Source organism: Frondihabitans sp. PAMC 28766, assembly GCF_001577365.1.
In the GTDB taxonomy this organism is placed as follows: domain Bacteria; phylum Actinomycetota; class Actinomycetes; order Actinomycetales; family Microbacteriaceae; genus Frondihabitans.
Genome location: NZ_CP014513.1, coordinates 742,286 through 766,208, shown reverse-complemented (window position 1 = coordinate 766,208; position 23,923 = coordinate 742,286). Strand labels below are relative to the sequence as shown.

The following is a 23,923-nucleotide window of genomic DNA, read 5'->3' as shown; positions in this document are numbered from 1 at the left end:
GCCGGTCGACAACGAGAAGGAGGTCAGCGACGTGATCGCTGACCTCCTTCTCTGTCACGCCTCTCGGCTACTGGAAGAGGCCAGACGGGACGGCGGTGTCGAGCTCGTCAAGCGTCCAGAGCGCGCGCAGGTCGTCGTCCTTCATGATGGACGCGCCATCGACGGGTTCCTTCCAGCGGGTCACCTGCGAACCGGAGACACCGAAAACCTCGCCCGTGACGTCGGCGGCTGCGTCGGAGCACAGCCAGGCGAGGATCGGTGCAATGAGGTCGGCAGGCGGGAGGTAGAACCCGCCCATCTCGTCTTCCGGAACACCCTGCGCGCGGAGGGCCTCCTCCATGTCGTCCTTGTAGAGGTCGAAGGTGCGGGTGCCGGCAGAGGGGGCGTAGGAGTTGAACGTGACGCCGGAGCCACGGTGGGTGTTCGCCAGATCGTGCGACAGTCCGATGCTGCCGTTCATGACAACGGCCCCGAGAGGGCTCGCCTGCGTGCCGCGGGCGATTTCGGAGGTGGCGAACAGCAAGCGACCCCATCCGCGCTCGAGCATGGCAGGAAGGGCCGCCCGGGTTAGCCAGAACTTCTGGCCGAGATAGAGGTTCACCATCAGTTCCCAGGAGGCGTCGTCAGCCTGGACGCCTGCCAGGGCTCCCTTGACCAGCGCACCCGCGTTGGCGACGACGATGTCGCAGGCTCCGAAGTTCTGCACGGCCGTATCGACCGCTTTCTCACAACCCGCGGCGTCGGCGACGGAGTCGTAGTTGGCGACGGCCGTGCCACCGGCCGCGATGATGTCGGCCACGGTCGTGTCGGCCGCTTCCGAGCTCACGCCCTCGCCGAAGGCGCTGGTGCCGAGGTCGTTGACGACGACGTTCGCCCCTTCCGACGCCAGCCGCAGGGCGACCTCCCGGCCGATTCCGTTTCCGCTGCCTGTGACGAGTGCGGTGCGACCCGCGAGACGACTTGTCATGTACCTGTCCTTTGATCAGGAGATCGACGACCGTCGACCCCGTTCCACAGAACGAGTCTCGCACAAAACGAGACAAATAGTCTCGAATACAGCTGTCAGTTCACCGCTCTTCGCGGTTGACGATTCCGCTGAAGATCAATTCCACGAGCTCGTCGACGAAAACATCGTCAAGTTCTTGCCGGGTCAGTATCCGGTAGAGCAGAGCTCCGACGACCGTCTCCGCAACGGTGGACACCCCGGTGTCCTTGTGGAGTTGGCCGGCATCGACACCTGCGCGGAGCCGCGTGACGAGGGTCTCCTGTGTGATTGTGACCTGGTCCTGAAAATGCGCCGCAACAGCGTTGTCCTCGGCGGCCGCGGCTGTGATCGCTCGCGTCAGCGATGCTGCCGACGGCGTCCTGCTCTCCTTCGCGAATGACCGGATCCAGGTGGCGATGTCGCGACGAACATCACCCGTGTCGGGCGTCATGATGACGGGACGCACGATGTAGCCGGCCAGGATGCAGTCCGCCACGAGTTCGCTCTTGGACGGATACCAGCGGTAGATCGTCTGCTTTCCGACGCCGGCTGCTGTCGCGATCCGGTCGATGGAGAGCCGGTCGTACCCTTCAGCAGTGAGCTCGTCGCGGGTGGCCTCGAGGATCGCCGCGCGAGACACTTCACTCCGCTTTCGCCCCGGACGGTCTCCTGCCATGGGTCAAATCCTCACGGTCGAGAAGGTCTTGCGCAAATCGCACCACTCAGGACTGGGTTACATCGACCTGGGCTGGCCTCGTCACTAATGCCGCAAACACCCACACCAAAGAAGGACCGATCCCTGGCGGGAAACGGTCCTTCTTGGTCGGTAGCGGTGCAGCTTACTTGACGACGACGATGGAGTCGGTGTCTTCGACGCCGAGTCTCTTGGCCGCGGCAAGGCGGCTCTTCAGCGATGGGGCGGCGAGGGCGATGACGATCGCGAGGGCTGCGACGCCGGCGCAGGCCCAGAAGCCGATCATGAAGGTGTCATCGGAGGGCAGCGCGATCTTCCCGGTGGGCAGGGTGAACAGCTTCGTGTGCGAGGAGATGAGGGCGGCGATGACGGCCGTGCCGACGCTGGAGCCGATGGTCCGGGCGATGGTGTTGGCGCTGATGGCCTCACCGGTCTGCGTCATCGGGACGCTTTCGATGATGGCGTTGGAGGCGGCGGCGAGGCCGAAGCCGATGCCGGCACCGGTCAGGATGCCCGAGACCAGCACCTGCCAGGTGTGAGCGTGCGAGATCGCGGGCAGCACGAAGGCGGCCGTCAGCAGGATCGCGCCGATGACGAGTGCCGGTTTCGGCCCGGCCTTCCGGACGATGCTTCCCGAGACCGGGGAGACCACGACCATCATGAGCACGGTCGGCAGGAGGAACAGTCCCGAGACGGTGGCGGTCTTGCCGAAGCCGTAACCGGTGAAGGCCGGCAGCTGAAGCAGTGTCGGGACGAGGACGAAGGTGCCGTACATCGCGAAACCGAAGACGAGGGCCACGACGTGGGCCGTCCAGACGCCGCGGATCTTGAAGAGTCGGACGTCGATCAGCGGGCTCTTGACGCGCAGTTCGACGAAGACGAACACGACCATGGCGACGGCGCCGAGGGCGAGCAGGCCGATGGTCTTGACGTCGCCCCAGCCCCAGGTCTCGCCCTCGCTGATTGCGAGCAAGAGCGAGACGAGAGAGACGGTGAGGATGCCGGTGCCGGCGAGGTCGAGCTTGCCCGGGGTACGGACCGGCGACTCCTTCATGCCGAAGACGATGCCGATGAGGGCGATGACGATCAGCACGAGTGGGAACCAGAAGAGCCAGTGGTAGTTGAGGTGCTGGACGATTGGCCCGGCTGCCACGATGCCGACGCCGGCGCCGATGCCGAAGATGCCGGAGAGGATTCCGATGGTGACGCTGACGCGCTCCTTGGGCAGTTCGTCGCGGACGATGCCGATCGACAAGGGGAGGACCGCACCTGCGGCGCCCTGGAAGATGCGGGCCACGATCAGCACGCTGAGGTTCGGGGCGAGCCCGGCGACGACCGTTCCGACGAGCAGGAGGCTCATGACGACGATGAGGATTCTGCGCTTGCCCATCATGTCGCCGAGCTTGCCGAAGATCGGCGTCAACACGGAGGCCGAGAGCAGGTAGGCCGTGATGAGCCAGCTGACGCTCGACGTGGTCGCATTGAGGTCTTTGCCGATGGTCGACAGGGCCGGGGCCACCAGCGACTGCAGCACGGCGTAGGCGAGACCGCCGAGTGCCAGGTAGACGACGAGGAGCGTCGTGTTCGGCTTGTGGCCTACAGCCACGGGAACGGAGCCGGTCGCGGGCTCCTGCAGTGTGTGCGACATGTGTCGTCTCCGGTCGATGTAAACGAGTGCTGACTTGCAAACTCTAGAGGCTTTTCACTGAAAGTCAATGCCCGTTTACCTCTCTCAGAATGGACCTGTAGCGTGACGCAGAACGAAAGGAAATCGATGTCACCCGACTCGCCATCCCCGGTCGTCACTGACGACGACCTGGAGACCACGGTCCGGTCTCGTGATGCCGGGGCTACCCGGCAGCTCCTCTTGACCGCTGGCCGCCGTCGATTCGCTCAAGACGGCTACTCCTCGACCAAGGTTCGAGACATCGCCTCGGACGCTGGCGTCAACGTGGCACTCATCAATCGGTATTTCGGCTCGAAGGAGGGGCTGTTCGAAGCCTGTCTGGCTACCGCTCGCGACGAGCTGGGTCGAACCGACGACGCCACGTCCTCGTTGGGCGACCTGGTCGAGAAGACCACGAGGCAGATCTCCGGGCCGCCGAGCGGCGAACGCACGCTCATGATGCTTCTGCTTCTGAGGTCGTCCGGCGACGAGGGCGCAGACCGGATTCGGCGGAACACGCTTCGATCGTTCGCCGAGCAGATGTCCGCCGCGGCCGGCTGGGCACCGGGCAGCGCCCGAAGCGACGACCTCATGCTCCGGGCTCAGATCGCCCTCTCGACGATGCTCGGGATCGCCCTTTTGCGGGCGTCCTCCACTGGGCTCGAACCGCTGACGTCCGCCGGGGCCGGTGACCTCGAAGGTCCCTTGGGCGATGTGCTCACGGCTCTGCTGGCACCACCGCCGGGCCGAGGCGCCTGACAGATCAAGTCTGGGGCACCAGGCACAAGGATTCCGCTCGCCTACACGAACACGATCAACTGTGCGTGATCGTCGCGCGTCCACCTCGGATAGGTGATCCCTCGCTTGACGAACTTCTCCCGCTGCCGACCTTAATTCGGGTGTGGAGGTCGGCGTTCTGTGAGCCGTCCCGGGTTTCATGCCGCCTTTTTGTTGGCGGCCTCGTCGGCTGACGGGCCGGTTTTACCAGCGTAATAGTTGGCCTCGAATTCCTCGGGCGGGACGTCGCCGAGGAACGAGTGCCGGCGGTCGTTGTTGTACCAAGAAACCCAGTCGAAGGTGACTTCTTCGACGTCTGCTAGGCCTTTGAGAGCGCCGGTCCGGAACGGTGAGCCGTTGCGGATCGCTTCGTTTTTGCACAGGCCCATCACGGTCTCGGCGGCGGCGTTGTCATAAGCATCGCCGACAGATCCGATGGACGCGACGAGGCCCTCGAGGGCGACGGTCTCGGTGAAACGAATCGAGGTGTTGCGACGACCAGTTGAATTCACCTTGGCTGCCGGCATCGCTGTGATGAATCATTCCGGCCTCGACCTTCCGGTCCGTTTGGTCCCGCCGCCAGAGCGCCATCCGCAGACATGACTCCACGAACGCAGTGTCTTTCACCGTCGACGCCTGCCAGCCCACGATCGCCCGGGAGAACAAGTCGATCGCGAACGCCACGTAAACGCCCTGGCTACGCCGCAAGTGAGCACGGACCAGACCTGGGCCGACCGTTGAACTGTTGTCGGGGACAGGCCGACGACCGTCTGAACGGTGGTCTCAGTCGAGACGGTGGGGATGAGGCCGAACAGGGCTCGAGCTCGTGCTTTCGCCGGGGCGGCAACTCTCTCAGAAGCAGAACCATGGCTCTGCATTTGACGAGACGGGTGTCGAACGCCCCCGCTGATCACGGTTGCGGCGGGAACGCAGCGTCGGCGAGCTCGGATGGACGTCAGCTCCCTCACCACAGCGGACCGCCAGCCAAACGGTCAGTGATTGCAACGCTGCAAAATGCTTGCTACAGTCGGCGTCACCCACAGCAATCGGCACTCTTGTGCCCGACATCCGGTCAATGAAGATAGGACCGTCATGCGATCTGCATCGCTTTTCTCCCGCGTCACAGACGCCGCCTTCCGTCGATCACCCAAGAAACGGATTGCCGCCGCGGCGCTGGCGGTGGGCGCGGTCGTGGCTCTCACTGCTTGCAGCAGCGGTGCAGGTACTGCCGCGTCCCCTTCGGCCAGTTCGAGCTCGGCGACTGCCTCTGGTTGCTCGTCTTCGGCTACCCCGGTCACGTTCTGGGGGTGGTCGGCGGGGTATGACCTTGCGGTCAAGCAGTTCAACAAGACGCACCCGAAGATCTGTGTGAAGCTCGAGAACGCGGGCGCATCGACTGCCGAATACACCAAGCTCAACGATGCCCTGAAGGCGGGCAGCGGAACTCCCGACGTCGCCCAGATCGAGTACTTCGAGCTGCCTTCGTTCGAGGTGACGAACAGTCTCCTCGACCTGTCAAAGTACGGCCTCGCGTCCGCGAAGAAGAACGAGGCCCCCGTGGCCTGGTCCCAGGTCACGCAGGGCAAGAAGATCTTTGCGATGCCGGTCGACCTGGGCCCGATGGCGCTCTTCTACAACACGAAGGAATTCTCGACGAACGGTCTCGCCGTTCCCGCGACGTGGAGCGACTTCGCGGCGACCGCGGCCGCGCTCAAGCAGAAAGACTCGTCTGCGGCGATCACGAACTTCGACCCCGAGAGTGCCCAAGACGTCCTGGCTCTGATGCAGCAGTACAACGCGTTCCCGTTCACCTACACGGGCGGATCAAAGCTGGGCATTCACTTCACGGGAGCGTCCGAGACGTCTTTCGCGAATTTCTGGCAGAAGCTCATCGCGGCGAAAGAAGTGACCACCGCCGCTGACTTCTCGCCCGCGCAGTGGGCGAACCTCGACAGCGGCGCCAACGCCGCCCGGCTCAGCCCGGCATGGGGTCCCGTGGGCATGCAGCTCAGCATCAAGAAGACGATCGGTGACTGGAAAGCGGCACCCCTGCCGCAGGTGAAAGCCGGCGACAAGCTCTCGGGCAACTGGGGAGGCTCGACTTTGACGGTCGTCAAGGGTACCCCGCACGCGAAGGAAGCTGCGGAATTCGTGAAGTGGTTCGGTGGCTCCGCCGACTCCTGGAAGATCCTCAGCGGCCCGGTCGCGGGGGCGTTCCCCGGATATCTGCCGCTGCTGAACTCGTCGACGTTCCAGAAGACGACCCTCCCGATCTCCGGCACGTCGATGTCCAACGTGACGTTCGCGGCAGCCGCCCAGAACATGATCAGCCCGGAGTGGCCGCCGATCATGACCGCGGCCCTCACCCAGTGGACGTCGACGTTTGCTGGCGTCACCAAGGGCACCGAGACTCTGCCGCAGGCTTTCGCGTCGTTCCAGAAGTCGATGGTCTCGTACGCCAAGAGCCAGGGCTTCACGGTCTCGACCGATTAGTCGGACGCCTCGACGCTCTCTCCCCGTGCCGGGCACCACCGACAGGTGGTGCCCGGCACCTCCCCGCACCGGAAGGACCCCCCATGTCGGAGCACACGCTTCGAGCGCCCCGTTCGGCTCAGCCGTCACCGCACGAGGTCTCCACTATGCCGACACATGGCCGGCGCCCCCGCCGTTCGTCACGCCGGCAATGGCCCGGCGCCGTCTTCGTCGCCCCGCACATGCTGATGCTCGCCCTGTTCATGCTGGTGCCGACCGTCTACGCCGTCTATACGAGCCTCTTCACCAGCCGGCTGATCGGAGGCAACCGCTTCTCGGGTCTGGCCAACTACGTGACGGTCATGCACTCGACCGTGTTCTGGAGCGGTGTCGGCCGGGTGCTGCTGTTCGCGGTCATCCAGGTTCCCGTGACGATCGCGCTCGCCTTCGCATTCGCGGCGATCTTCGACGCCGGGATCGTGCCGTTCAGCCGCTTCTTCCGCACCATCTTCTTCATGCCCTTCGCCGTCCCCGGTGTCGTGGCATCCGTGATGTGGTCCTTCCTGCTCTTGCCGGGCTTCGGGCCCTACGCCGAGTTCGCCAAAGCCCTCGGGCTCGGGAATGTGAACTTCTTCTCGAGCGGCCTGATTCTGCCGACGATCATCCTCATCGTCATCTGGGAGTGGACCGGTTACAACATGACCATCCTCTTCACCTCCCTCAAGTCGATCCCCAGAGAGGTGACCGAGGCTGCGATCATGGAGGGAGCGTCGCTCTGGACGATCATCGTGCGGATCAAGCTGCCGATGGTCATCCCCTCCATCGTGACGCTGGTCTTCTTGAATGCCGTCGGGGCACTGCAGCTGTTCACCGAACCGTCGATCCTCGCAGCCTTCCAGCCGCAGGCGATCTCGTTCGGATTCACACCGTCCCTGTTCGTCTACAACACCGCTGTCGGCAGCGGGCAGTACAACCTCGGTGCCGCCGCTGCCATCGTGCTCGCCGTCATCATCGGTCTGGTGTCGGTCGGCGCCTTCGCACTCACCCGTCGGAGAGGAGAAGCGAAATGACCCGCCAGAAAGTCGCACCTGAGCAGGTACCCCTGCGCCTGTACGGAGTCACCCCGGTGACACGGATCGCCCTGACCATAGCCACCTGCCTCTTCGGGGTTTTCATCCTCGCGCCGCTCCTCTGGCTCCTCATCAACGCCACGAAGAACCAGGCCAACGTCTATGGCAGTTTCGGGTTCTGGTTCAGCGGACCGTTCACCCTCTTCAGCAATATCCGGGCCCTCGGCCAGGACATCAGCGGCGCCGGCATCTTCGTCGTCTGGCTGAAGAACACCATGCTCTACGCCGTCGTGGGCGCCGTCGGAGCGACCCTTCTGTCTGCGCTGGCCGGTTACGGATTCTCGCGATACCGGTTCCGGGGATCGAACGCTCTCTTCTTCTTGGTCATGGCGACCCTGCTGGTGCCGATCACCTCGATCGCGCTCCCGCTCTTCCTCGTCTACGCCAAGGTCGGTCTCGTCAACTCGATCTGGGGCATGATCCTGCCCAGCATGGTGTCGATCGTTGGCATCGTCCTCATGCGCACCTTCATGGACGCCTCCGTGCCCAATGACCTCATCGAAGCCGCCCGGCTCGACGGGGCGAGTGAACTCGGCATCTTCATCCGGATCGCACTCCCTTTGTCCGTTCCCGGCTTGATGACAGTTCTTCTCTTGACAGTCGTGGCCGTGTGGAACAACTACTTTCTGCCGCTGGTCATCTTCAGCAAGAACAGCCTGTATCCGCTCACTGTCGGGCTCTCGTCACTCTCGCAGGCAGCCGAGACCGGGTCGAAGGCCGACCTGGTGCCGATCCTCATCACCGGAGGTCTCGTCACCGTCCTCCCGCTGATCGCGCTCTTTTTAATCCTCGAGCGGTACTTCCGCGGCGGCATGCTGCAGGGCAGCACGACAGGCTGACACGGGGGATTCGCGCCTCTGCAGCGTTGAAATAGGCTGGGGGTCTCTCGACCCGGAGGTGAAGAGTGGCTGCAGCGCGATTGCAGGACGTCGCGGAGCTCGCCGGCGTCTCCGTCCGCACCGTTTCGAACGTGGTGAACGGCTACGCGCCGGTGAGTGCCCCGAAGCGGGAACGGGTCGAGGCGGCCGTGGCGAAGCTCGGATACCGCCCCAATGTCGCCGCGCGAAACCTCAAGAGTGGTCGGAGCGGCCTTATCGCGCTGGTCGTTCCCGAGTTGGATGTGCCGTACTTCTCGGAGCTGGCGCGCTCTGTGGTGACTCTCGGTCGGGACGCCGGCTTCACTGTGGTCGTCGACCAGACAGACGGAGAACCCGAACGAGAACGAGAACTGCTCAGCCGTGACGGACGGGCCGCCATGTTCGACGGGATCCTGCTCAGCCCTCTGGCCCTCTCCCGCGCCGATCTGGCCGAGAGGGGATCGACGACCCCCTTGGTGCTGCTGGGTGAGCGGATCGCCGGGAGCGAGTTCGATCACGTGACGATCGACAACGTCGCCGCGGCGCAAGAAGCCACCGAACACCTCATGGACCTGGGCCGGAGTCGTATCGCCGCCATCGGTGACCAGCCGTACGAAACCGGCGAGACCGCGCAGCTCCGGACCCAGGGATATCTCTTGGCCCATCACGCCCGCGGTCGCCAGGTCGACTCCTCGCTTATCATCCCGACCCGACGCTTCCACTTCTCGGACGGCTCGGCCGCAATGACCGAATTGCTGAATCGGCCGGGTCCACGCGTCGATGCCGTGTTCTGCTTCAACGACCTGCTCGCCATCGGCGCCATTCGCACTCTCCTCGCGGCCGGCCTTCGCGTGCCGGAAGACGTCGCCGTCGTCGGTTTCGACGACATCGAAGCCGGGCGGTACCACACTCCCTCACTGACCACCGTCTCACCGGACAAACCGGAAGTCGCCCGCATCGCCATCACGCGCCTGCAGGCGCGTCTCCGCGACCACTCCGATCACCCCGGCGAGGAGCTGAGAGCGCCCTATCACCTGGCTGTTCGGGAGAGTACGACCGGGCGAACACACGAGGCCCGCGCCCTCGACATCTGAGGGCGCGGGCCAATTGGCGGAGGGTATGGATCTGCTCAGTCGCGAACCACGTCGACGGATCCACGGCCGATGAGCTCGCCGTTCGTCGACAGGGTCACGTGAAGGCGAGACGATGACGCATCGGCTGGAAGAGGGACCTCGAGTGTGACCGTGCCGCTGAGCCGGAACGGATCGACGCGCACGGTGCCAGCGTTCTCGGCCATCCCGGTGGGGGCCTCGCTGAAGACGGGTCCCCAGGCCACGGCGACATGCACGTCCACCGCGGAGGAGCCGTGGTGCGACACGGCCACGCCGAGCCGCGCGACGCCGTCCGGAGCGACGAGGTCTCTGCCGGGTTCCAGGGGAGTGACGTCGAAGACGGTTACCGTCTCGGCGTTGGCATCGGCCGGCGGCCGGCCACCGTGATCCCGCAGATGGCGCTCGAAGTCGACGATGCCAGCGGTCTCGTGCTCGATGTCGTTCAGTTCGGTCCACACGTAACCGGCGATCGAGTCGTGCCGACGGAGTTCTTGCGTCTGCCAGTGCAGATTCCAACCACGTTCGACGGACGTGTAACCGCCGCCGAATTCGCTGTTCACGAACGGCACGTCAGACGGGACGTCGCCCTCGACCATCAGCTTCTTGTCGACGATTCTGTCGACGGCGATAGCGACGGGGAAGCTCGGCGCGGAGTCGGTGACGAGGTCCCTTACCTTGTCGGCCCAACCAGCGGGCTTCTCGTCGTAGACGTGCCAGTCGACGAGATCCGTGTCGAGGTGGGTCCATCCGGAGTTGTCCACGGCCGGCCGCGACGGATCGAGCCTTTTGATTTGCTGGAACGCGTCGCGGACCGTTTCTTGCTTTGCGGGGTCGTCCGGGAGGGCCCAGTCGAGGCCCCATTCTTCGTTGTAGAGGCCCCAGATGATGATGCTGGGATGGTTTCCATCTCGTCGGACCATCGGTTCGATCTGGTCGGCGAAGGCTGCAGCGGCCTCAGCGGAGTATCGCCCCGTTGACGCCGGTTCCGCCCACACCAGCATGCCCAGCCGGTCGGCGTGGTAGTGGAAACGGGGATCTTCCATTTTGAGATGCTTGCGGACGAGGTTGAATCCGGCCTGCTTTGCGATCTCGAGATCGCGGACGAACGCGTCGTCGTCAGGTGCTGTCAGACCGGTTCGCGGCCAGTAGCCCTGGTCGAGGACACCGCGCATCGAAATACGTGTGCCGTTGAGGTACAGCTCAGGGCCTAGGGTCTCGAAGCGGCGGAGACCCGTCGTCCCGGCCACCCGGTCTTCGCCGTTCTCGGACTCCACGATCACAGTCACCCGATACAGGTGGGGATCCTGTGGCGACCACAGGCGGGGCGACGAAATGTCGAGCGTGAGACCGGCCTGCAGCTCTGCCGGGCCGACACCCGTCAAGACCTCGACGTCGTCCAGCAGGACCGTGAGGGTCGCGGAGGCCGTTCCCATCCCGGAGAGGGCTCCTCGGAGATCGATGCCGTCCAGACCGTCAGTCGCCCGCAGGTCGAGGCCGGCCAGGTATGTGGCGGGGCGACCCTCGAGCCAGACGGATTGCCAGATGCCGCTGGTGGGGGTGAACGAGCAGCCGTCGTAGTCGTCGCGAGGCACGCTTCGCTGCTTCCCGTGTGCGATACTCCGCTTGTCCACGGGGGAGTCCACGCGCACGAGGACTTCGTGAGCGTCGCCTGGCGTCAGCGCGTCCGTGATGTCGAACTCGAACGGCACGTAGCCCCCCGTGTGTGCGCCGACGTTGGTGCCGTCGATCCAGACCGTGCACGAATGGTGGACTGCGCCGAAGTGGAGGACAGTTCGATCCCCGTCCAAGCTGCGGGATACCTCGAAGAAGCGCCGGTACCACGCGCGATCCAACCAGAGGGCCTCCACGCCCGAGACTTCGGTCTCCCACGCGAACGGCACGACGATGCTTTCCGTCCACTCCTCCAAGGCCGGACCGTCGCTCGTATGTTCGGCGTCCCGGGCGAAGTCCCACACCCCGTTCAACGGCTGCCAACTGTGGGACCGGTCGAATTGAGGCCGGGGATACTCCGCCCGTGGGGTGCCGGACGTGTCCGTGAGTGCAGGGGCCAGCAGAGAATCAGTCACAGAAGACGTCCTTCGGAGTAGAGACAAAAGTGAGGGCACGCGGTGACGCCCAACGGGCTCGGCCTTCGATCGGCTCACGCTAACACCACAATTGCAGCGTTGCAATCTCCTTCGATCAGGTTTAGTGTCGCCCTCGAATCCGTTCTGCAACGATGCAAAGGAGAATCGAATGGCGATCACAGGTTCAGGGGCGGCGTCGAGAGGCGCCGGGGCACGATCGAGGACACGGCGACGTGTCGCCACAATCGTCATGGCCGTAGCCGCGGCAGCTCTCGCCCTCGGAGGAGTGGTGCACTCGGCGTCACCAGCCGTCGCCGCGACCACATCAAGCGGTGTCTTGTACGCACCGAGTACCGCCTCTGGATCCACCGAGGATGCCAGCTACCCGCGGGCCATCCGACTCCAGCACTCCGGATCCGCCAACGGCACCCTGCTGGCGACCTTCGCCCATTCCGGAACGGGCGTCACCAAAGCGAACTTTCCCATTTACCGGTCCACGAACAACGGGGTCACGTGGACGCCGTCGCCAATCGGCACCGTAACCGACACCCAGCACGGCTGGGACATGGACGGCCCCACCCTGTACGAACTGCCTCAGGCCGAAGGCAACCTCCCCGCCGGGACCCTTCTCGCCGCGGGCACCGCGTGGAACCACGGCGACTACACGCAGCAGGCCGTCGAAGTGTACGTGTCGACCAATCAAGGCGTGACGTGGAGCTATCGCAGTTCCTGTGCGTCCGAGTCCGGCACCGCCAACACGACCGGGCACGGCATTTGGGAGCCCGAGTTCGACGTCGCTGGCAACGGTGACCTCCTGTGCTTCTTCTCCGATGAAAGGCCCTCGTCGAATAACTACAACCAGGTCATCGCCCACGTCGCCTCCACCGACGGAGGCTTGACCTGGGGCAGCGAGGTCTACGACGTCGCCGTGCAGAACAATGTCGAACGACCCGGCATGGCCACGGTGGTCAACCTTCCCAACGGTACCTACGCCATGAGCTACGAGGACTGCAAAAACGGGTACGACCCTGACCAGGCGTGCGACGACTACATCAAGACGACGTCGAACGCTGAATCCTGGAATCCCAGCAGCCTCGGCACGCGGATGCAGACCAGCGACTCTCGGTTCCTTCTTCACACCCCGTACCTGGCGTGGTCGCCAGCCGGTGGCACCAACGGCACTCTCATCGCCTCTGGTCAGCGTGTCGTGGCCGGTACGGACGGGTCCCTCACCGTCGAGGCCGAGTCCGGGCACGTGCTTTTCACGAACACGAACCTTGGCGTTGGTGCGTGGAAGGAGGTCACGACGGCGGTGACCACCGACCCGACGGGCGGCTACGACGGAAGCGAGACGTCCTGCGCCGGGTACAGCTCCCCTCTGCTCGGTGCGACCTCTGGGACCAGCTACCTGATGCTCGCCGGAACGCACGTGTCGACGGGTAAGTGCGAGACACAATTCGCCACCGCCACCCTGCCCACCGCCAACGGGCCGATCACCGGTCCCGGCACGACGGGTAAGTGCGTCGACGTCAACACCAACACGTCCGTCGCCGGAAACGCTGTCCAGCTGTATACCTGCGGCACCGCAGAAGGGCAGCAGTGGGCGCTCGAGTCCGACGGCACCGTTCGCGCTTACGACAAGTGCTTGGATATCGTCGGCAACGGCACCGCCGACTCCACCAAAGTCGAACTCTGGGGTTGCGACGGTGCGGGCGGTCAGCAGTGGACTGCGCGCTCGGACGGGTCGCTGTACAACCCGCAGTCGGGACGCTGCCTCGACGACCCGCAGGCCATCACCACCGATGGAACGCAGTTGCAGATCTACGACTGCAACGGCCTTTCCACCCAGGTCTGGCACGTTCCGACAACCAGCTGAAATAAAGTGGCGAGCGACACGAATGGGCCCGACATCCTCGGATGGCGGGGCCATTTCGTGTTTGCGCGATATATCAGACTCAGACCGCAAGTGAGAGTCAATTCCGGATAAGGCACTTCGGCGCCATTACCCTCGCTGACCCCGGCGATGTCCATCGCTCATCACATGCCCCGAACGGGCGGTCGAGCCCGAGGCAGGCGATATCAGCGACGAGGAGTGGTCTCGGCATCGCGCAGTTCGTCGGCCCCGCTGTCGTCCTCGCCCTTCGACGTCCCTGACTGCCGCTCGACCACGTCAGCACGACCTCCGCGCTGCGTTCGACGACAGTGGAATCCCCGCATCGACCGCTCGCCGCCCACGGGGCCTCGCCCCAAATCCCGCCCTCGCGAGTCAGGCCCCCGAGCCAATGCCCTGCCCAGCCCGGCTGCCGATCGCCTGCAGCTCGAGCTGAGTCCGCGCCTCGTCGATCGTCGCGAGGATCGAGACGGTCTCGTCGAGCGTGTGGAGGGGCGACTCGGTGCTGCCCTCGCCGACGAACCGCGCGAGGGCGGTCGCTTCCCACGAGAGGGCGGCGAAGCCGCGAAGGCTGGTCGGGTCGTCCCAGTGCATCGGGGTCGCGAAGTGGTCGTTGCCCGTGACGGACAGGCTCGTCGGGTTGTAGAAGGTCGGGGCCACGAACAGGTGCGCTTCGGATCCGGCGACAACGGCCGAGTTCGGGGTGCGGGTCACCATCGAGGTGGTCAGCGTCGATTGAGCGTGGCCGTCGTGGTTCAGGATCAACGACGCGTACTCGTCGACGCCGGTGTCGGTCAGACCACCGATAGCCGTCACCCGGGTCGGAGCGCCGAGCACCATCGAGTCGAACTGCAGCGGGTAGATGCCGAGGTCGAGCAGGGCGCCGCCGCCCAGGTCGACGCGCGAGAGACGGTGCTCGGGGCCCGGATTGATGGCCTGTCCGTGATCGGCGACGACCGCGCGGACCTCGCCGAGGGCGCCGTCCGCGAGGAGCGCCCGGATCACGGACGTTTGAGGCAGGTACCGCGTCCACATCGCCTCCATCAGGAGGACGCCCGCGGCGCGTGCGGCGTCGGCCAGCAGCTGGGCCTCGACGGCGCTCGACGCCAGCGGCTTCTCGATGATGACGTGTTTGCCGGCGGCCAGGGCAGCGAGTCCCTCGGCGAGGTGCGCGCCGGGGGGCGAGGCGATGTAGACGACGTCGACGTCGGGTCGGGCGAGCATCTTCGCGGCCGATCCGAATGCCGACTCGATGCCGTGTTCGCTCGCGAACGCCGTGGCGCGGTCGAGCGAGCGGGAAGCGACGGCGACGAAACGCTGCGCCGTGTGCTCGTGGACCGCATCGACGAACTCGCCCGCGATCCAGCCCGGGCCGATCAGGCCCCAGCGCAGGGCGGGCTCGCCGCTCTCGGGCAGGAACAGTTCGGCTTCGGGGAAGGCCGTGAACGTCATGAATCATCTCCATCAGAAATCAGCTCTTGGCGTTCGAACCTAGCACGAGCTAAACTCGCCACGCACTCCTTTTAGCACGAGCTAAAGACGTGCAGAACTTTTCACAGTTCCATTCGTCCGACTCAAGGAGGCGTCGTTGTCCACCGAAATCCCCGGGCTCCACCCGTTGACCACTCCCATCGCCACAAGGCGTGTTTCCAACCTCTACCTGGCGGGGCTGGGCATCGCCCAGTTCGGAATCTTCATCGCGATCCTGTCGCCGATCTTCGTGAGTATGCAGCTGAAGGCACAGGAACTGAACCCGGGCGACCCGGCATCTATCATCGGCACGGTCCTGCCGATCGGTGCCCTCGGCGCCCTCATCTCGAACCCCCTCTTCGGCGCGCTCAGCGACCGCACACGATCGCGGTGGGGACGCCGCCGCCCGTGGCTGCTCGGAGGCATCGTCGCCCTGGCGATCGGCCTGGGCCTCGTCGCCGGTTCGACGAACGTTCTGGAGATCACTCTCGCGTGGCTGCTCTGCCAGGTCGCTTCGAACGCCGCTTCGGCCGCCCTCATCGCCAGCTTCGCCGACAACGTCCCGATCGAACAGCGCGGACGCGCCTCGAGTGTCGTCGCCATCGCGCAGAACGTCTCGATCCTGGCCGGCATCTACCTCGCGGTCTACCTGGTCGGAAATCTCCCAGTCCTGTTTCTCGCGCCCGGCGTCCTCGGCGTGCTCTGCATCGTCGTCTACGTCTTCGTCGCGAAGGACGTCCTTCCGACGAACCCGGTGAAGCCGTTCACCTTCATCAACATCGTCTCGTCGTTCTGGACGAACCCGGTCAAGAACCCGGACTTCGCATTCGCCTGGTGGTCCCGCTTCCTGATCACCTTCTCGTCGTTCATGTTCACCACCTACCGGTTGCTCTACATGGAAGACCGCCTCGGCCTCTCGAGCGCCAAGGCCGTCGGCGCCGTCGCCCTCGGCGTGCTGCTGTACACCATCGCTCTCCTGATCAGTTCGCTGATTTCGGGCTACCTGTCGGACCGGCTCCGGCGCCGGAAGATCTTCGTCGCCGGGTCGACGTTCCTCTTCGCGATCGGGCTGATCGTCCTGGCCCATTCGAGCACCCTCGGTGTCTTCTACACCGCCGAGATCGTCATGGGCTTCGCCTACGGTATCTACACCGCCGTCGACACCGCGCTCGTCGTCGACGTCCTTCCGAACGCCGACCGCCCCGGAAAGGATCTCGGCGTCATCAACATCGCCAACGCCCTTCCCCAGTCGCTCGCCCCCGCCGTCGGCCTCATCCTCCTGAAAGTCGGCTCCGCGGCCGGTGACAACTACACCGCCCTGATCTGGGGTGCCGGCATCGCCAGCATTCTCGGCGCACTCGTTGTCATTCCGATCAAGCGGGTGCGTTGAAACCCTCACCTCCGCCCTCCACAGAAAGCAGCACCATGACCATCCTCGACGCTCCCGATCTGCTCGCCACTCTCACCGAGCAGGATCAGCGCCTCCGTTTCACCCAATTCGAACACGACGACGCGCTTGCCGTCGGCGCCCGGATCATCGAGCTGGCGCGCTCGCGCACTCAGACGATCTCGACGGCTGTGTGGTTGGGCGAGCAGCTGGTTTTCCAGGCCGCTCTGGCCGGGACTTCGGCCGACAACGACGGCTGGATGAACCGCAAGGCCGCCACGGTGCGGCGCTTCGACACGTCATCGCTCGGCATCATGAAGCGCATGGAGGCCTACGGCATCACCGATGTCGCCAGCGCCCGCATGGTCGACCCGATGCTCTACGCCTTCAACGGCGGCGCGGTGCCGATCCGGATCGGTGCCACCCAGGTCGGAGTCGTCGTGGCGTCCGGAGTCAACGACTTCGTGGAGCATGACCTGGTGGTCGAGGTGCTCGACGAGCACCTCCGCGCTTAGGCCTGGCGGGCGGGCCCGGTCGACCCTCGAACGACGAGAGTCGCCAGGGTCGCGACCTCTTGAGCGGGGAGCGCAGGATCGGCGAGCCGCCGCAACAGAGAGGTCAGCGTCGCCTCCACCGTCAGCTCGACATCCTGTCGAATCGTCGTCAGCGAGTTGAACGAGAGGCTCGCCACGTCGCTGTCGTCATAGCCGGTCACCGAGATGTCGCCGGGCACGGCGACGCCGGCCTGTGCGAAGATCGCCCGCAGCCCGGCGCCGGCCAGGTCGGAGCCACCGACGACGGCCGTCGGCAACTGCTCACGCGCCAGGAGCGTGCGCCCGGCCGTCGCGCCGTCCTCAGCGCCGAACCCCACCTCCACGACGTCGATGCCGGATCCGAGACCCGCCCGTTCCATTGCCCTGCGGTAGGTGTCGGCGCGGTCGGGCCCGACGGTGCCGTCGAGCCCGCCGGCGTATGCGATCTCCCGGTGCCCGAGCGAGACGAGGTGGTCGACGATCAACTGAAGGCCTGCATCGTCGTCCGTGCGCACGACATCGGCCCGCGGGTCGCTCGCTCGCTCGCCCAGCCACGCGACAGGAATCGTGTCGAACGCCCGAGAGAGTGCGGGTGATGCCGGGTCGGGGTTGTAGCAGGCGATTGCCTCGACCCGCTGTTCGAGCAGTTCGGAGATGACCACGTCGGTCGTCCGGGTTTCGCTCATCGGTCCGATCACCATGTGAAAGCCCTGCTCGGCGGCTCGCTCGAGGAGGCGTTCGACCACCCGCAGCTCGAACGGGTTCGACGACTGGATCATGACGCCGATCAAGTGGGTCCGCTTCTGGCGGAGGAGACGGGCCGAAGCGTTCGGCCGGAAGTCGAGCGCGGCCGCGGCCTCGAGGATGAGCTTCTGCGAAGCGTCGCTCGGCCCGGGAAGCCCGCGCATGACCATCGAGACGAGCTGCCGTGAGACGCCGGCACGCGCGGCCACGTCGCTCATCGTCGGCGGTCGAGAGACGGACCCCGCGTCGGGTCTGGTCTGATCGCTCGGGGCCACGTTCGGATTATCGCATTCTCGGGCGCCGAGACGCCGTCTCGAGCATCAGCGGGCGGCGTCGTCGGGGACGACGGTGAGGCTCGCACGCACCGTGTCCGACGTGCGCGCGAGCGACACGGTGTCCTCCAGCGTGTGCTCGGGCGCTTCGGTGAGGCCGTCCGCGACGTGAGCGGCGACAGCTGCCGCCTCGTACGCAAGCCCTCCGCGGCCGACGATGCCGGAGTGGTCCGCCCACTCGAGCGTCTCCGATCCTGCCCCGCCCGAGGCCGTGGTGAGCGAGAAGCGCGCCGGGAAGACGAAATGGTCGAGGAACCGCACGGACCCCCCAGCGCCGTTGATCGTTGCCAGCCCCGGTGCCGTCGCTCGGATGCTGGTCGACGCGGTCGCCAGAGCGCCGGAGGCCGACGTCAGCGCAGCCACCGCCTCGAGGTCGACACCGTTCGCCAGCACTCGGCCGAGCGCCTGGACACCGACGGGGTGGCCGATCGCGAACTGGGCGAACCAGAGGCTGTAGACGCCCATGTCGAGCATGGCTCCGCCACCGAGAGCAGGATCCAGCAGTCGCCCGCCGGAGGAGAGATCGGCCCGCCATGCGACCTCCACGCTCGAGAGCACGACCTCGCCGATCGCTCCGTCGCGGATCAGCGCGTCGAGGGCAACGAAGTGGGGCAGGAAGCGAGTCCACATCGCCTCCATGACGAACACCCCGGCGGCACGAGCGGCATCCGCGATCTCGCGTGCCTCGGCCTCGGAGGTCGCCATCGGCTTCTCGATGAGGGCGGCCTTCCCGGCCGCGATCGCCGCCAGGGCGCCCGCGCGGTGCGCCGTGTGCGGGGTGGCGATGTACAGCACGTCCACGTCGGGCAGTTCGGCGAGCTGCGCGGCCGAGGCGACGACGCGTTCGACGCCGTGCGCTGCGGCGAAGGCCGCACCGCGCTCGGCGGACCGCGACGCGACCGCGACGATGCGCTGGTCGGTGTGGGCATGCACGGCATCGATGAAGTCCCCGGCGATCTCACCGGTACCGACGACACCCCAGCGCAGGACGGCACCGCCGCGAAGAGGAGCGGGCGAGCTGTCGGGGAACACGTACCCGCTCACGCGGCAGCCCCGTCGTAGGGCTCGAAATCGAATTCCGTGAAGGAGGAGACCTCGGCAATCCATCGGCTCTCGACGAAGCCGCGGTGGTCGGGGTGGGCGTCGTAGGCCGCGTACGTGGCGGAGTCCGGGAAGTCCATCGAGAACTGCCACCGCAGGTCGCTCTGCGAGCCGACCTGACGGGCGATGCGGAAACCGGTGACGCCGGGGACGTTCGGAAGGACCGCGGCAGCCGTCGTCAGGAAGTCGCGCTCGGCGTCGCTGCCGGTCGGATGAACAAGGGTGAAACACACCGTGTGCTGGATCATGATGAAAGCTTAGCTCGTGCTAACCAATCCTTGGTAGGGTGCCGTCATGGATTACAGGACGCTTGCACCGGGTCAGCACTCTCGCGTCTGGGTGGCTTCCGCCGACGGCGGCCCTGCGTCGCTCCTGTTCGAGACGGGGTCGATGCTGATCGAGGCTCCGAACTGGTCGGCCGACGGGCGCTCTCTGTATCTCAATGGCAACGGGAAGCTGTGGCGGCTCGATGTCGAGAAGCCGGAGGCTCTGCACGAGGTGGTCTTCGACGGGTTGCCGGCCATCAACAACGACCATGTCCTCTCTCGGGACGGGGAGTGGGTGTTCATGTCTGCGATGGATGGGCACATCTACCGAGGTTCTCTGACGGGCGGCGCCGTCACAGGCGTGTCGCCCGACGACGGCAACTGGCACTTCCTGCACGGCGTCAGCGCGGACGCGAGTCGTCTCGCCTATGTCGAGCTGGGCGGTTTCGAAGAGCCCGGGCGTCTGATCGTGTCGAAGGGCGATGGGCAACCGGGGTATCAGGTCGAAACCGGCCCGAGGCACATCGACGGGCCGGAGTGGTCGGCCGACGATGCCTGGATCTACTTCAACACCGAGGGCTTCACTGTCGAGCCGGGGCATGCCCAACTCGCGCGGATCTCCGACGCAGGCGGCGACGTCGAGCACCTCGTGACGAGCGAGACGGTCGACTGGTTTCCGCACCCTTCGCCGGATGGTGAAGCAGCGACCTACATCGCGTTCCCCGCCGGAACCCTCGGACACCCGGCAGACCTGGAGGTCGAGGTGCGTCTCGTGCGAACATCCGATTGGACGACCCCGATCGCGACCTACCCTGTTTTCGGTGGACAGGGCACCCTGAACGTCAACAGCTGGAGCCCCGACAGCGGTCGCTTCGCTTTTGTCTCCTACCCCGTCCGGCCCTGACAGGCCGCCGCCCGGGCGATGGCCTGCAATTCTCCGCCGCCATCCACGGCGACGCCGTACTGCTGGCCTCGCACACTCGTCCCCTAAACGATCGGCTATCGGGGCGGTTGCTCATGGCCCGACGCAACGATTTGTGAGCCGTGATGCCACGTAGCCGGAGGTCCATGCAGAGTGGGTGGTGAGTCGCACTGCGCTCTCAGCCCGAGAACCTCCCTGTCAAAGGGGACAGACCTCCACTGGGGCTCGAAAGTCGGGAAGTTCGGTTGTCGAATCCGACCGTCAGGGAGGTGCGGGGATCTGCGGCCCTAAGTCCTAAAGTCGCGCGAGGGTGTCGATGTCTTCTAAGAAGGCTCTTGCGACGTCCGCGGAGACGGTGGCGCGTGTTCGGGAGATGGCGCCGAGGTAGTCGCTCGTCCGGGGGCCCGTCGCGCCGGCGAGAGAGTCCGAGCCCGTGAGGGCAATTTCCAAGGCTGACTGGGAGGCCTTCTGCGCGGCGTATTCGATGTCGGCGGGGGAGAATCCGTCGGTGGCGTGGACCAGCGCGGCCAGATCGATCTCCACCAGGACATGCTCGGGGATGTACTTGGACCAGATCGAGACGCGGGCGGCGTCGTCGGGGAGTCCGATGGGGATGACGTAGTCGAATCGGCCGTGGCGGAGGAACGCGGAGTCCAGGGAACGGATGAAGTTCGTGGCGCAGACAAGCAACCGGTTGGGTTGGTCTCGGAAGCTCGGAATGATCTTCAGCAGCTCGTTGGTGACGCCCTGCATGGCCGAGGGCGGTTCTCCGCCTCGCTGGACTGCGATCTCCTCGACTTCATCGATGAACACGACGGCGTGCTCCAAGTCGGCTATCCGCAGGAACGTCTCCCGCAGGGCGCCGGCGAGTCCTGCTGGATTGGTAGCCAGGCGCGACGGGAACACTTCGACGAACGACCATTCAAGTCGAGAGGAGATCGCTCGGGCGAAGGTGGTCTTGCCCGTTCCAGGGGGCCCGAAGAGGACGACGGCACTGGGCGGGACGACACCGAACCGTTCCGCGAGGTCGGGTTGCGCCAGGGGGAGCACGAGGCGGCGTTCCAGGAGATCCTTTTCCCGCTGCATTCCGCCGATGGAGTCCCAGAGCCCGCGAGGCAGGATCCTGCCTCCCAGCTCGTTCAGGGCATCGATTTCGTTTGGTTGCACCGGGATCTGCCGTTCGAAATACCTGAGGTTTTTCTTCGCGATGAAACCCTGCTGGCTGAACGCGTCGACCCGTAGCGCTGATTCCGGGAGGAGAACGGAGAGTTTCGACAGACCCAACGGCGCCATCCGCTTCTCCAGTGCAGCAAGCATTTTGCCGCCGACGCCTTGCTGTTGGTGGGTGATGGCCGTGGAGAGGAAAACGATCCACCCTTGTGCGTGAGCGGCACGTCCGACGGCCGCTCCGATGACGACGTCGTCGAGCACGGCGACGATGGCATGATCTTGCTGGCAGGACGCGAGTACCTCGGAGAGGCCGTAGACGGGCTCGGTCCGGCTGGCGCGCATCTCTTCCCAGAGGTGCAGGATGCCGTCGATGTCGTCGGGATGGAAGTCGCGAATGCGAAAGTGCGCCATGGGGGTGCCTTCGGGTCATGTAACGAGGGGGACGTGCTCGAAGGCCGGGTGGTGGCGTGAGAGAGCAGATGTTCCCGGTCGGTAGACCCGGAGTCAGGAATCCACCCGCGATGAGGAGGAACCCGGACCAGGAGTATTGCACGGATGTCGGTCGATGTGGAAGCGACCCGATTCCGGCCTGGGTGGTATGGCCAGGCGTGAACGATGTTCCGCGCCGTATCTCCATCTCGAGAGGACGAGGCTGGATCGAAGCGGCAGGGGTCTCGAGTCCTCAGGTTTTGATGTCCGGGGTGGTCGTGTATGAGAACCGTTCGACGGCGGTCGTGCCACGGGAGGATATGGTCGGTGCCGTCCCCCGTCGACTCGCGCTGCCGACGTCCACGCGTTGTCGAGCGTCCTCCAGCACAGTTGAGCGCCATCACTGGCCGCGTCGCTGATGAGCAGGAGTCGCCCTCGGCCATCCCGGGAGACGAAATCAGCTGGAGGCGGGACGGCGACACCCACCGCAAGTCCGGAACTGCAGAGGTGAAGTCGTCGACGAAGGAGTGATCTTCGGCAGGCACCGCAAATCGGTCTTCTCGCACTTCGGGCCAGCCGTCGACCCGGTCGATGCCGGCAACGAAGACCTAGGCGGCCGTGAGGTTGTTGAAGCGTGACTGTCGCCATGAGCGCGTGCGATAGCTCGAGATGTTGCTAGAACGACTCGGGTCCCACTTCCGTCTAGGCGGCGACGGTCTTCTTCTCCGCGCGAACACGCTGGAGGGCGCCGGCCCAGGAGAGCACTTGGTCGAGCATGACGTCGACCAGGGCCGAAATCCCTGCGGTGGGCTCGTAGCCGTCATCTCCAAATCCGGCGTGCGTGTTGACGGCGGGCTGTGCCCTCACGGTCGCGACCTGGACTTCGGCCAGAACGAGTCGTAGGGCTTCGGCGGCCCGGACACCGGCCGCCCAGCCTCCGTAGCTGACGATTCCGGCTGCCTTGTCGTTCCACTCTCCATAGACGTAATCGATGGCGTTCTTCAGCGCGCCGGGAAACGAGTGGTTGTACTCGGGCACGACGAACACAAAGCCGTCGAGTCCGTCGATGACTCGAGACCATTCCTTCGTGTGCTCCTGTGTGTACTGGCCGAAGGTCGGGTTGCCGGGCTCGTCGAGGTTGCCGAGGTCGTGGTCTGCGATGTCGACGAGCTCGAAGTCGGCACCACCGTGCTTGCGTGCGGCGTCGACGACCCAGGTGGCGAGCGAGTCGCCGCGTCGACCAGGTCGGTTGCTGCCGAGGATGATGCCGATGCGAAGGGTCATGATGCGCCTTTCAAGAGTTGATGTATCAACTCTATGGCTCAGAGTGTTGATGCGTCAACTTGTCGAGCGTAGGCTGGCAGACATGACGCGCCTTCCCCTCTCGTCCTCCGATTGGGATCTGTGGCACGCGTGGATGGAGGCGCAACGTGTTGTCACGGCCGATATCGACAGTGCCCTGCAATCCGAGGCTGGAATCTCCAAGGCCGAGTTCAGCGTCCTTCGGACCCTCGGGAACGCACCGGGCTCGACTCTCCGCGTTGGAGACCTCGCAGGGGCTCTGCACTGGAGAAGAGCCGCGTGTCGCACCTGCTGACCCGGATGGAGGGTCGCGACCTGGTCGAACGACGCGAAGAAGGTGCTCCGGGGCGTCGGACCGCCGTGACTCTCAGCCTCCACGGTCAGACGGTGTTGAAGGGCGCGCTGCGAGTCCACGAGGAGAGCGTCGGTCGGGTCTTCTTCGACCACCTCACCAGCGACGAGGCCGGCGCGATCCGCTCCTGGAGTGAAAAACTCTCTCTGCCGCCTCGCCAGCGACCCGACCAGCAACGAGCTGAAGGCTCAGCGTTCCCCGGGGTGCGGCCGGTGAAAGAGCCGGAAGGCGCACGGTGATGGTT

Annotated in this window: 22 protein-coding genes; 10 read left to right on the top strand and 12 right to left on the bottom strand. The window is 65.4% G+C overall.

The genetic code is table 11. From position 1 onward, the window contains the following. Positions 1 to 67: 67 nt before the first annotated feature. The 3 genes from AX769_RS03745 to AX769_RS03735 form a co-directional block, all read right to left on the bottom strand. Complete coding sequence (locus AX769_RS03745) at positions 68 to 967, bottom strand: SDR family NAD(P)-dependent oxidoreductase (RefSeq protein WP_066276121.1); 900 nt, start codon at positions 965 to 967, stop codon at positions 68 to 70. Positions 968 to 1,067: 100 nt separating this feature from the next. Next, the gene (locus AX769_RS03740; RefSeq protein WP_066276116.1) at positions 1,068 to 1,661 is read right to left on the bottom strand and encodes a TetR/AcrR family transcriptional regulator; all 594 of its coding nucleotides are present in this window, start codon (positions 1,659 to 1,661) and stop codon (positions 1,068 to 1,070) included. A gap of 163 nt (positions 1,662 to 1,824) precedes the next feature. Continuing rightward, complete coding sequence (locus AX769_RS03735; protein WP_066276115.1) at positions 1,825 to 3,327, bottom strand: MFS transporter; 1,503 nt, start codon at positions 3,325 to 3,327, stop codon at positions 1,825 to 1,827. A 126-nt stretch (positions 3,328 to 3,453) separates the two neighbouring features. Between AX769_RS03735 and AX769_RS03730 the strand changes: the two genes are divergently transcribed. Next, entirely contained in the window at positions 3,454 to 4,104 is a 651-nt protein-coding gene (locus tag AX769_RS03730; RefSeq protein ID WP_066276113.1) for a TetR/AcrR family transcriptional regulator, read from the top strand. 176 nt (positions 4,105 to 4,280) lie between these two features. Here AX769_RS03730 and AX769_RS03725 read toward each other — a convergent pair whose 3' ends face one another. Together AX769_RS03725 and AX769_RS25915 are read right to left on the bottom strand one after the other, a co-directional pair. Further along, positions 4,281 to 4,649 (bottom strand): integrase core domain-containing protein, encoded by a 369-nt coding sequence (locus tag AX769_RS03725; protein ID WP_066276110.1) that lies wholly within the window; start codon positions 4,647 to 4,649, stop codon positions 4,281 to 4,283. Then, on the bottom strand, positions 4,534 to 4,770 hold the full coding sequence (locus tag AX769_RS25915) for a hypothetical protein (protein WP_369824112.1): 237 nt from the start codon (positions 4,768 to 4,770) through the stop codon (positions 4,534 to 4,536). Before AX769_RS25915 ends, AX769_RS03725 begins: the two co-directional genes overlap by 116 nt. A 720-nt stretch (positions 4,771 to 5,490) precedes the next feature. On the opposite strand from AX769_RS25915, the gene AX769_RS03720 reads away from it, so the two are divergent. From AX769_RS03720 to AX769_RS03705, 4 genes are all read left to right on the top strand, one after another. Continuing rightward, entirely contained in the window at positions 5,491 to 6,615 is a 1,125-nt protein-coding gene (locus AX769_RS03720) for an ABC transporter substrate-binding protein (protein ID WP_239451931.1), read from the top strand. Positions 6,616 to 6,761: 146 nt separating this feature from the next. Next, positions 6,762 to 7,664: a carbohydrate ABC transporter permease gene (locus AX769_RS03715; RefSeq protein ID WP_066276108.1), complete on the top strand. Its 903-nt coding sequence runs from the start codon at positions 6,762 to 6,764 to the stop codon at positions 7,662 to 7,664. Next, positions 7,661 to 8,563, top strand: coding sequence for a carbohydrate ABC transporter permease (locus AX769_RS03710; RefSeq protein ID WP_066276107.1), 903 nt, complete (start codon positions 7,661 to 7,663; stop codon positions 8,561 to 8,563). Before AX769_RS03715 ends, AX769_RS03710 begins: the two co-directional genes overlap by 4 nt. Before the next feature lie 131 nt (positions 8,564 to 8,694). After that, complete coding sequence (locus AX769_RS03705; RefSeq protein WP_239451930.1) at positions 8,695 to 9,675, top strand: LacI family DNA-binding transcriptional regulator; 981 nt, start codon at positions 8,695 to 8,697, stop codon at positions 9,673 to 9,675. A gap of 35 nt (positions 9,676 to 9,710) precedes the next feature. Here the strand turns inward: AX769_RS03705 and AX769_RS03700 are convergent, their stop codons facing one another. After that, entirely contained in the window at positions 9,711 to 12,032 is a 2,322-nt protein-coding gene (locus tag AX769_RS03700; RefSeq protein WP_082763462.1) for a glycoside hydrolase family 2 protein, read from the bottom strand. Between AX769_RS03700 and AX769_RS03695 the strand changes: the two genes are divergently transcribed. Then, the gene (locus AX769_RS03695) at positions 12,031 to 13,656 is read left to right on the top strand and encodes a sialidase family protein (RefSeq protein ID WP_082763461.1); all 1,626 of its coding nucleotides are present in this window, start codon (positions 12,031 to 12,033) and stop codon (positions 13,654 to 13,656) included. The two genes, AX769_RS03700 and AX769_RS03695, sit on opposite strands and share 2 nt — an antisense overlap. Positions 13,657 to 14,046: 390 nt before the next feature. On the opposite strand, the gene AX769_RS03690 is transcribed toward AX769_RS03695, so the two are convergent. Further along, positions 14,047 to 15,123 carry a Gfo/Idh/MocA family protein gene (locus tag AX769_RS03690; RefSeq protein WP_066276095.1) on the bottom strand — a complete coding sequence of 359 codons (1,077 nt, stop codon included), beginning with the start codon at positions 15,121 to 15,123 and terminating at the stop codon, positions 14,047 to 14,049. Between the two features lie 136 nt (positions 15,124 to 15,259). On the opposite strand from AX769_RS03690, the gene AX769_RS03685 reads away from it, so the two are divergent. Both AX769_RS03685 and AX769_RS03680 read left to right on the top strand, forming a co-directional pair. Then, the gene (locus tag AX769_RS03685; protein WP_066276093.1) at positions 15,260 to 16,531 is read left to right on the top strand and encodes an MFS transporter; all 1,272 of its coding nucleotides are present in this window, start codon (positions 15,260 to 15,262) and stop codon (positions 16,529 to 16,531) included. A gap of 35 nt (positions 16,532 to 16,566) precedes the next feature. Beyond that, a complete protein-coding gene (locus AX769_RS03680; RefSeq protein WP_066276091.1) occupies positions 16,567 to 17,043 on the top strand; it encodes a heme-degrading domain-containing protein in 477 nt (158 codons plus the stop codon). On the opposite strand, the gene AX769_RS03675 is transcribed toward AX769_RS03680, so the two are convergent. The 3 genes from AX769_RS03675 to AX769_RS03665 all read right to left on the bottom strand — a co-directional run bounded on the left by AX769_RS03675 (position 17,040) and on the right by AX769_RS03665 (position 19,486). Then, positions 17,040 to 18,023, bottom strand: a complete 984-nt coding sequence (locus tag AX769_RS03675; protein WP_066276089.1) for a LacI family DNA-binding transcriptional regulator — start codon at positions 18,021 to 18,023, stop codon at positions 17,040 to 17,042. The two genes, AX769_RS03680 and AX769_RS03675, sit on opposite strands and share 4 nt — an antisense overlap. Before the next feature lie 102 nt (positions 18,024 to 18,125). Then, positions 18,126 to 19,181, bottom strand: a complete 1,056-nt coding sequence (locus tag AX769_RS03670; RefSeq protein ID WP_066276085.1) for a Gfo/Idh/MocA family protein — start codon at positions 19,179 to 19,181, stop codon at positions 18,126 to 18,128. Continuing rightward, positions 19,178 to 19,486, bottom strand: a complete 309-nt coding sequence (locus AX769_RS03665; RefSeq protein ID WP_239451929.1) for a Dabb family protein — start codon at positions 19,484 to 19,486, stop codon at positions 19,178 to 19,180. The genes AX769_RS03670 and AX769_RS03665 overlap by 4 nt, the downstream gene beginning before the upstream one ends. Before the next feature lie 46 nt (positions 19,487 to 19,532). On the opposite strand from AX769_RS03665, the gene AX769_RS03660 reads away from it, so the two are divergent. Further along, positions 19,533 to 20,408 carry a biopolymer transporter Tol gene (locus AX769_RS03660; protein ID WP_066276083.1) on the top strand — a complete coding sequence of 292 codons (876 nt, stop codon included), beginning with the start codon at positions 19,533 to 19,535 and terminating at the stop codon, positions 20,406 to 20,408. Positions 20,409 to 20,720: 312 nt separating this feature from the next. On the opposite strand, the gene AX769_RS03655 is transcribed toward AX769_RS03660, so the two are convergent. Continuing rightward, complete coding sequence (locus AX769_RS03655; protein ID WP_066276082.1) at positions 20,721 to 22,007, bottom strand: ATP-binding protein; 1,287 nt, start codon at positions 22,005 to 22,007, stop codon at positions 20,721 to 20,723. A 720-nt stretch (positions 22,008 to 22,727) separates the two neighbouring features. Continuing rightward, positions 22,728 to 23,309 carry an NADPH-dependent FMN reductase gene (locus tag AX769_RS03650; protein WP_066276079.1) on the bottom strand — a complete coding sequence of 194 codons (582 nt, stop codon included), beginning with the start codon at positions 23,307 to 23,309 and terminating at the stop codon, positions 22,728 to 22,730. Positions 23,310 to 23,606: 297 nt separating this feature from the next. On the opposite strand from AX769_RS03650, the gene AX769_RS24605 reads away from it, so the two are divergent. Beyond that, positions 23,607 to 23,918 carry a hypothetical protein gene (locus tag AX769_RS24605; protein ID WP_204249312.1) on the top strand — a complete coding sequence of 104 codons (312 nt, stop codon included), beginning with the start codon at positions 23,607 to 23,609 and terminating at the stop codon, positions 23,916 to 23,918. The last annotated feature ends 5 nt before the right edge of the window (positions 23,919 to 23,923 follow it).

Coding starts and splice junctions, on each gene's coding strand:
- AX769_RS03680 (WP_066276091.1), top strand. CDS start 16,567: ATGACCATCCTCGACGCTCCCGATCTGCTCGCCACTCTCACCGAGCAG.
- AX769_RS03715 (WP_066276108.1), top strand. CDS start 6,762: ATGCCGACACATGGCCGGCGCCCCCGCCGTTCGTCACGCCGGCAATGG.
- AX769_RS03700 (WP_082763462.1), bottom strand. CDS start 12,032: ATGACGATTGTGGCGACACGTCGCCGTGTCCTCGATCGTGCCCCGGCG.
- AX769_RS03710 (WP_066276107.1), top strand. CDS start 7,661: ATGACCCGCCAGAAAGTCGCACCTGAGCAGGTACCCCTGCGCCTGTAC.
- AX769_RS03665 (WP_239451929.1), bottom strand. CDS start 19,486: ATGATCCAGCACACGGTGTGTTTCACCCTTGTTCATCCGACCGGCAGC.
- AX769_RS03650 (WP_066276079.1), bottom strand. CDS start 23,309: ATGACCCTTCGCATCGGCATCATCCTCGGCAGCAACCGACCTGGTCGA.
- AX769_RS03655 (WP_066276082.1), bottom strand. CDS start 22,007: ATGGCGCACTTTCGCATTCGCGACTTCCATCCCGACGACATCGACGGC.
- AX769_RS03740 (WP_066276116.1), bottom strand. CDS start 1,661: ATGGCAGGAGACCGTCCGGGGCGAAAGCGGAGTGAAGTGTCTCGCGCG.
- AX769_RS03745 (WP_066276121.1), bottom strand. CDS start 967: ATGACAAGTCGTCTCGCGGGTCGCACCGCACTCGTCACAGGCAGCGGA.
- AX769_RS03725 (WP_066276110.1), bottom strand. CDS start 4,649: ATGCCGGCAGCCAAGGTGAATTCAACTGGTCGTCGCAACACCTCGATT.
- AX769_RS03730 (WP_066276113.1), top strand. CDS start 3,454: ATGTCACCCGACTCGCCATCCCCGGTCGTCACTGACGACGACCTGGAG.
- AX769_RS03690 (WP_066276095.1), bottom strand. CDS start 15,123: ATGACGTTCACGGCCTTCCCCGAAGCCGAACTGTTCCTGCCCGAGAGC.
- AX769_RS03735 (WP_066276115.1), bottom strand. CDS start 3,327: ATGTCGCACACACTGCAGGAGCCCGCGACCGGCTCCGTTCCCGTGGCT.
- AX769_RS03695 (WP_082763461.1), top strand. CDS start 12,031: ATGGCCGTAGCCGCGGCAGCTCTCGCCCTCGGAGGAGTGGTGCACTCG.
- AX769_RS03675 (WP_066276089.1), bottom strand. CDS start 18,023: ATGAGCGACGTGGCCGCGCGTGCCGGCGTCTCACGGCAGCTCGTCTCG.
- AX769_RS03660 (WP_066276083.1), top strand. CDS start 19,533: ATGGATTACAGGACGCTTGCACCGGGTCAGCACTCTCGCGTCTGGGTG.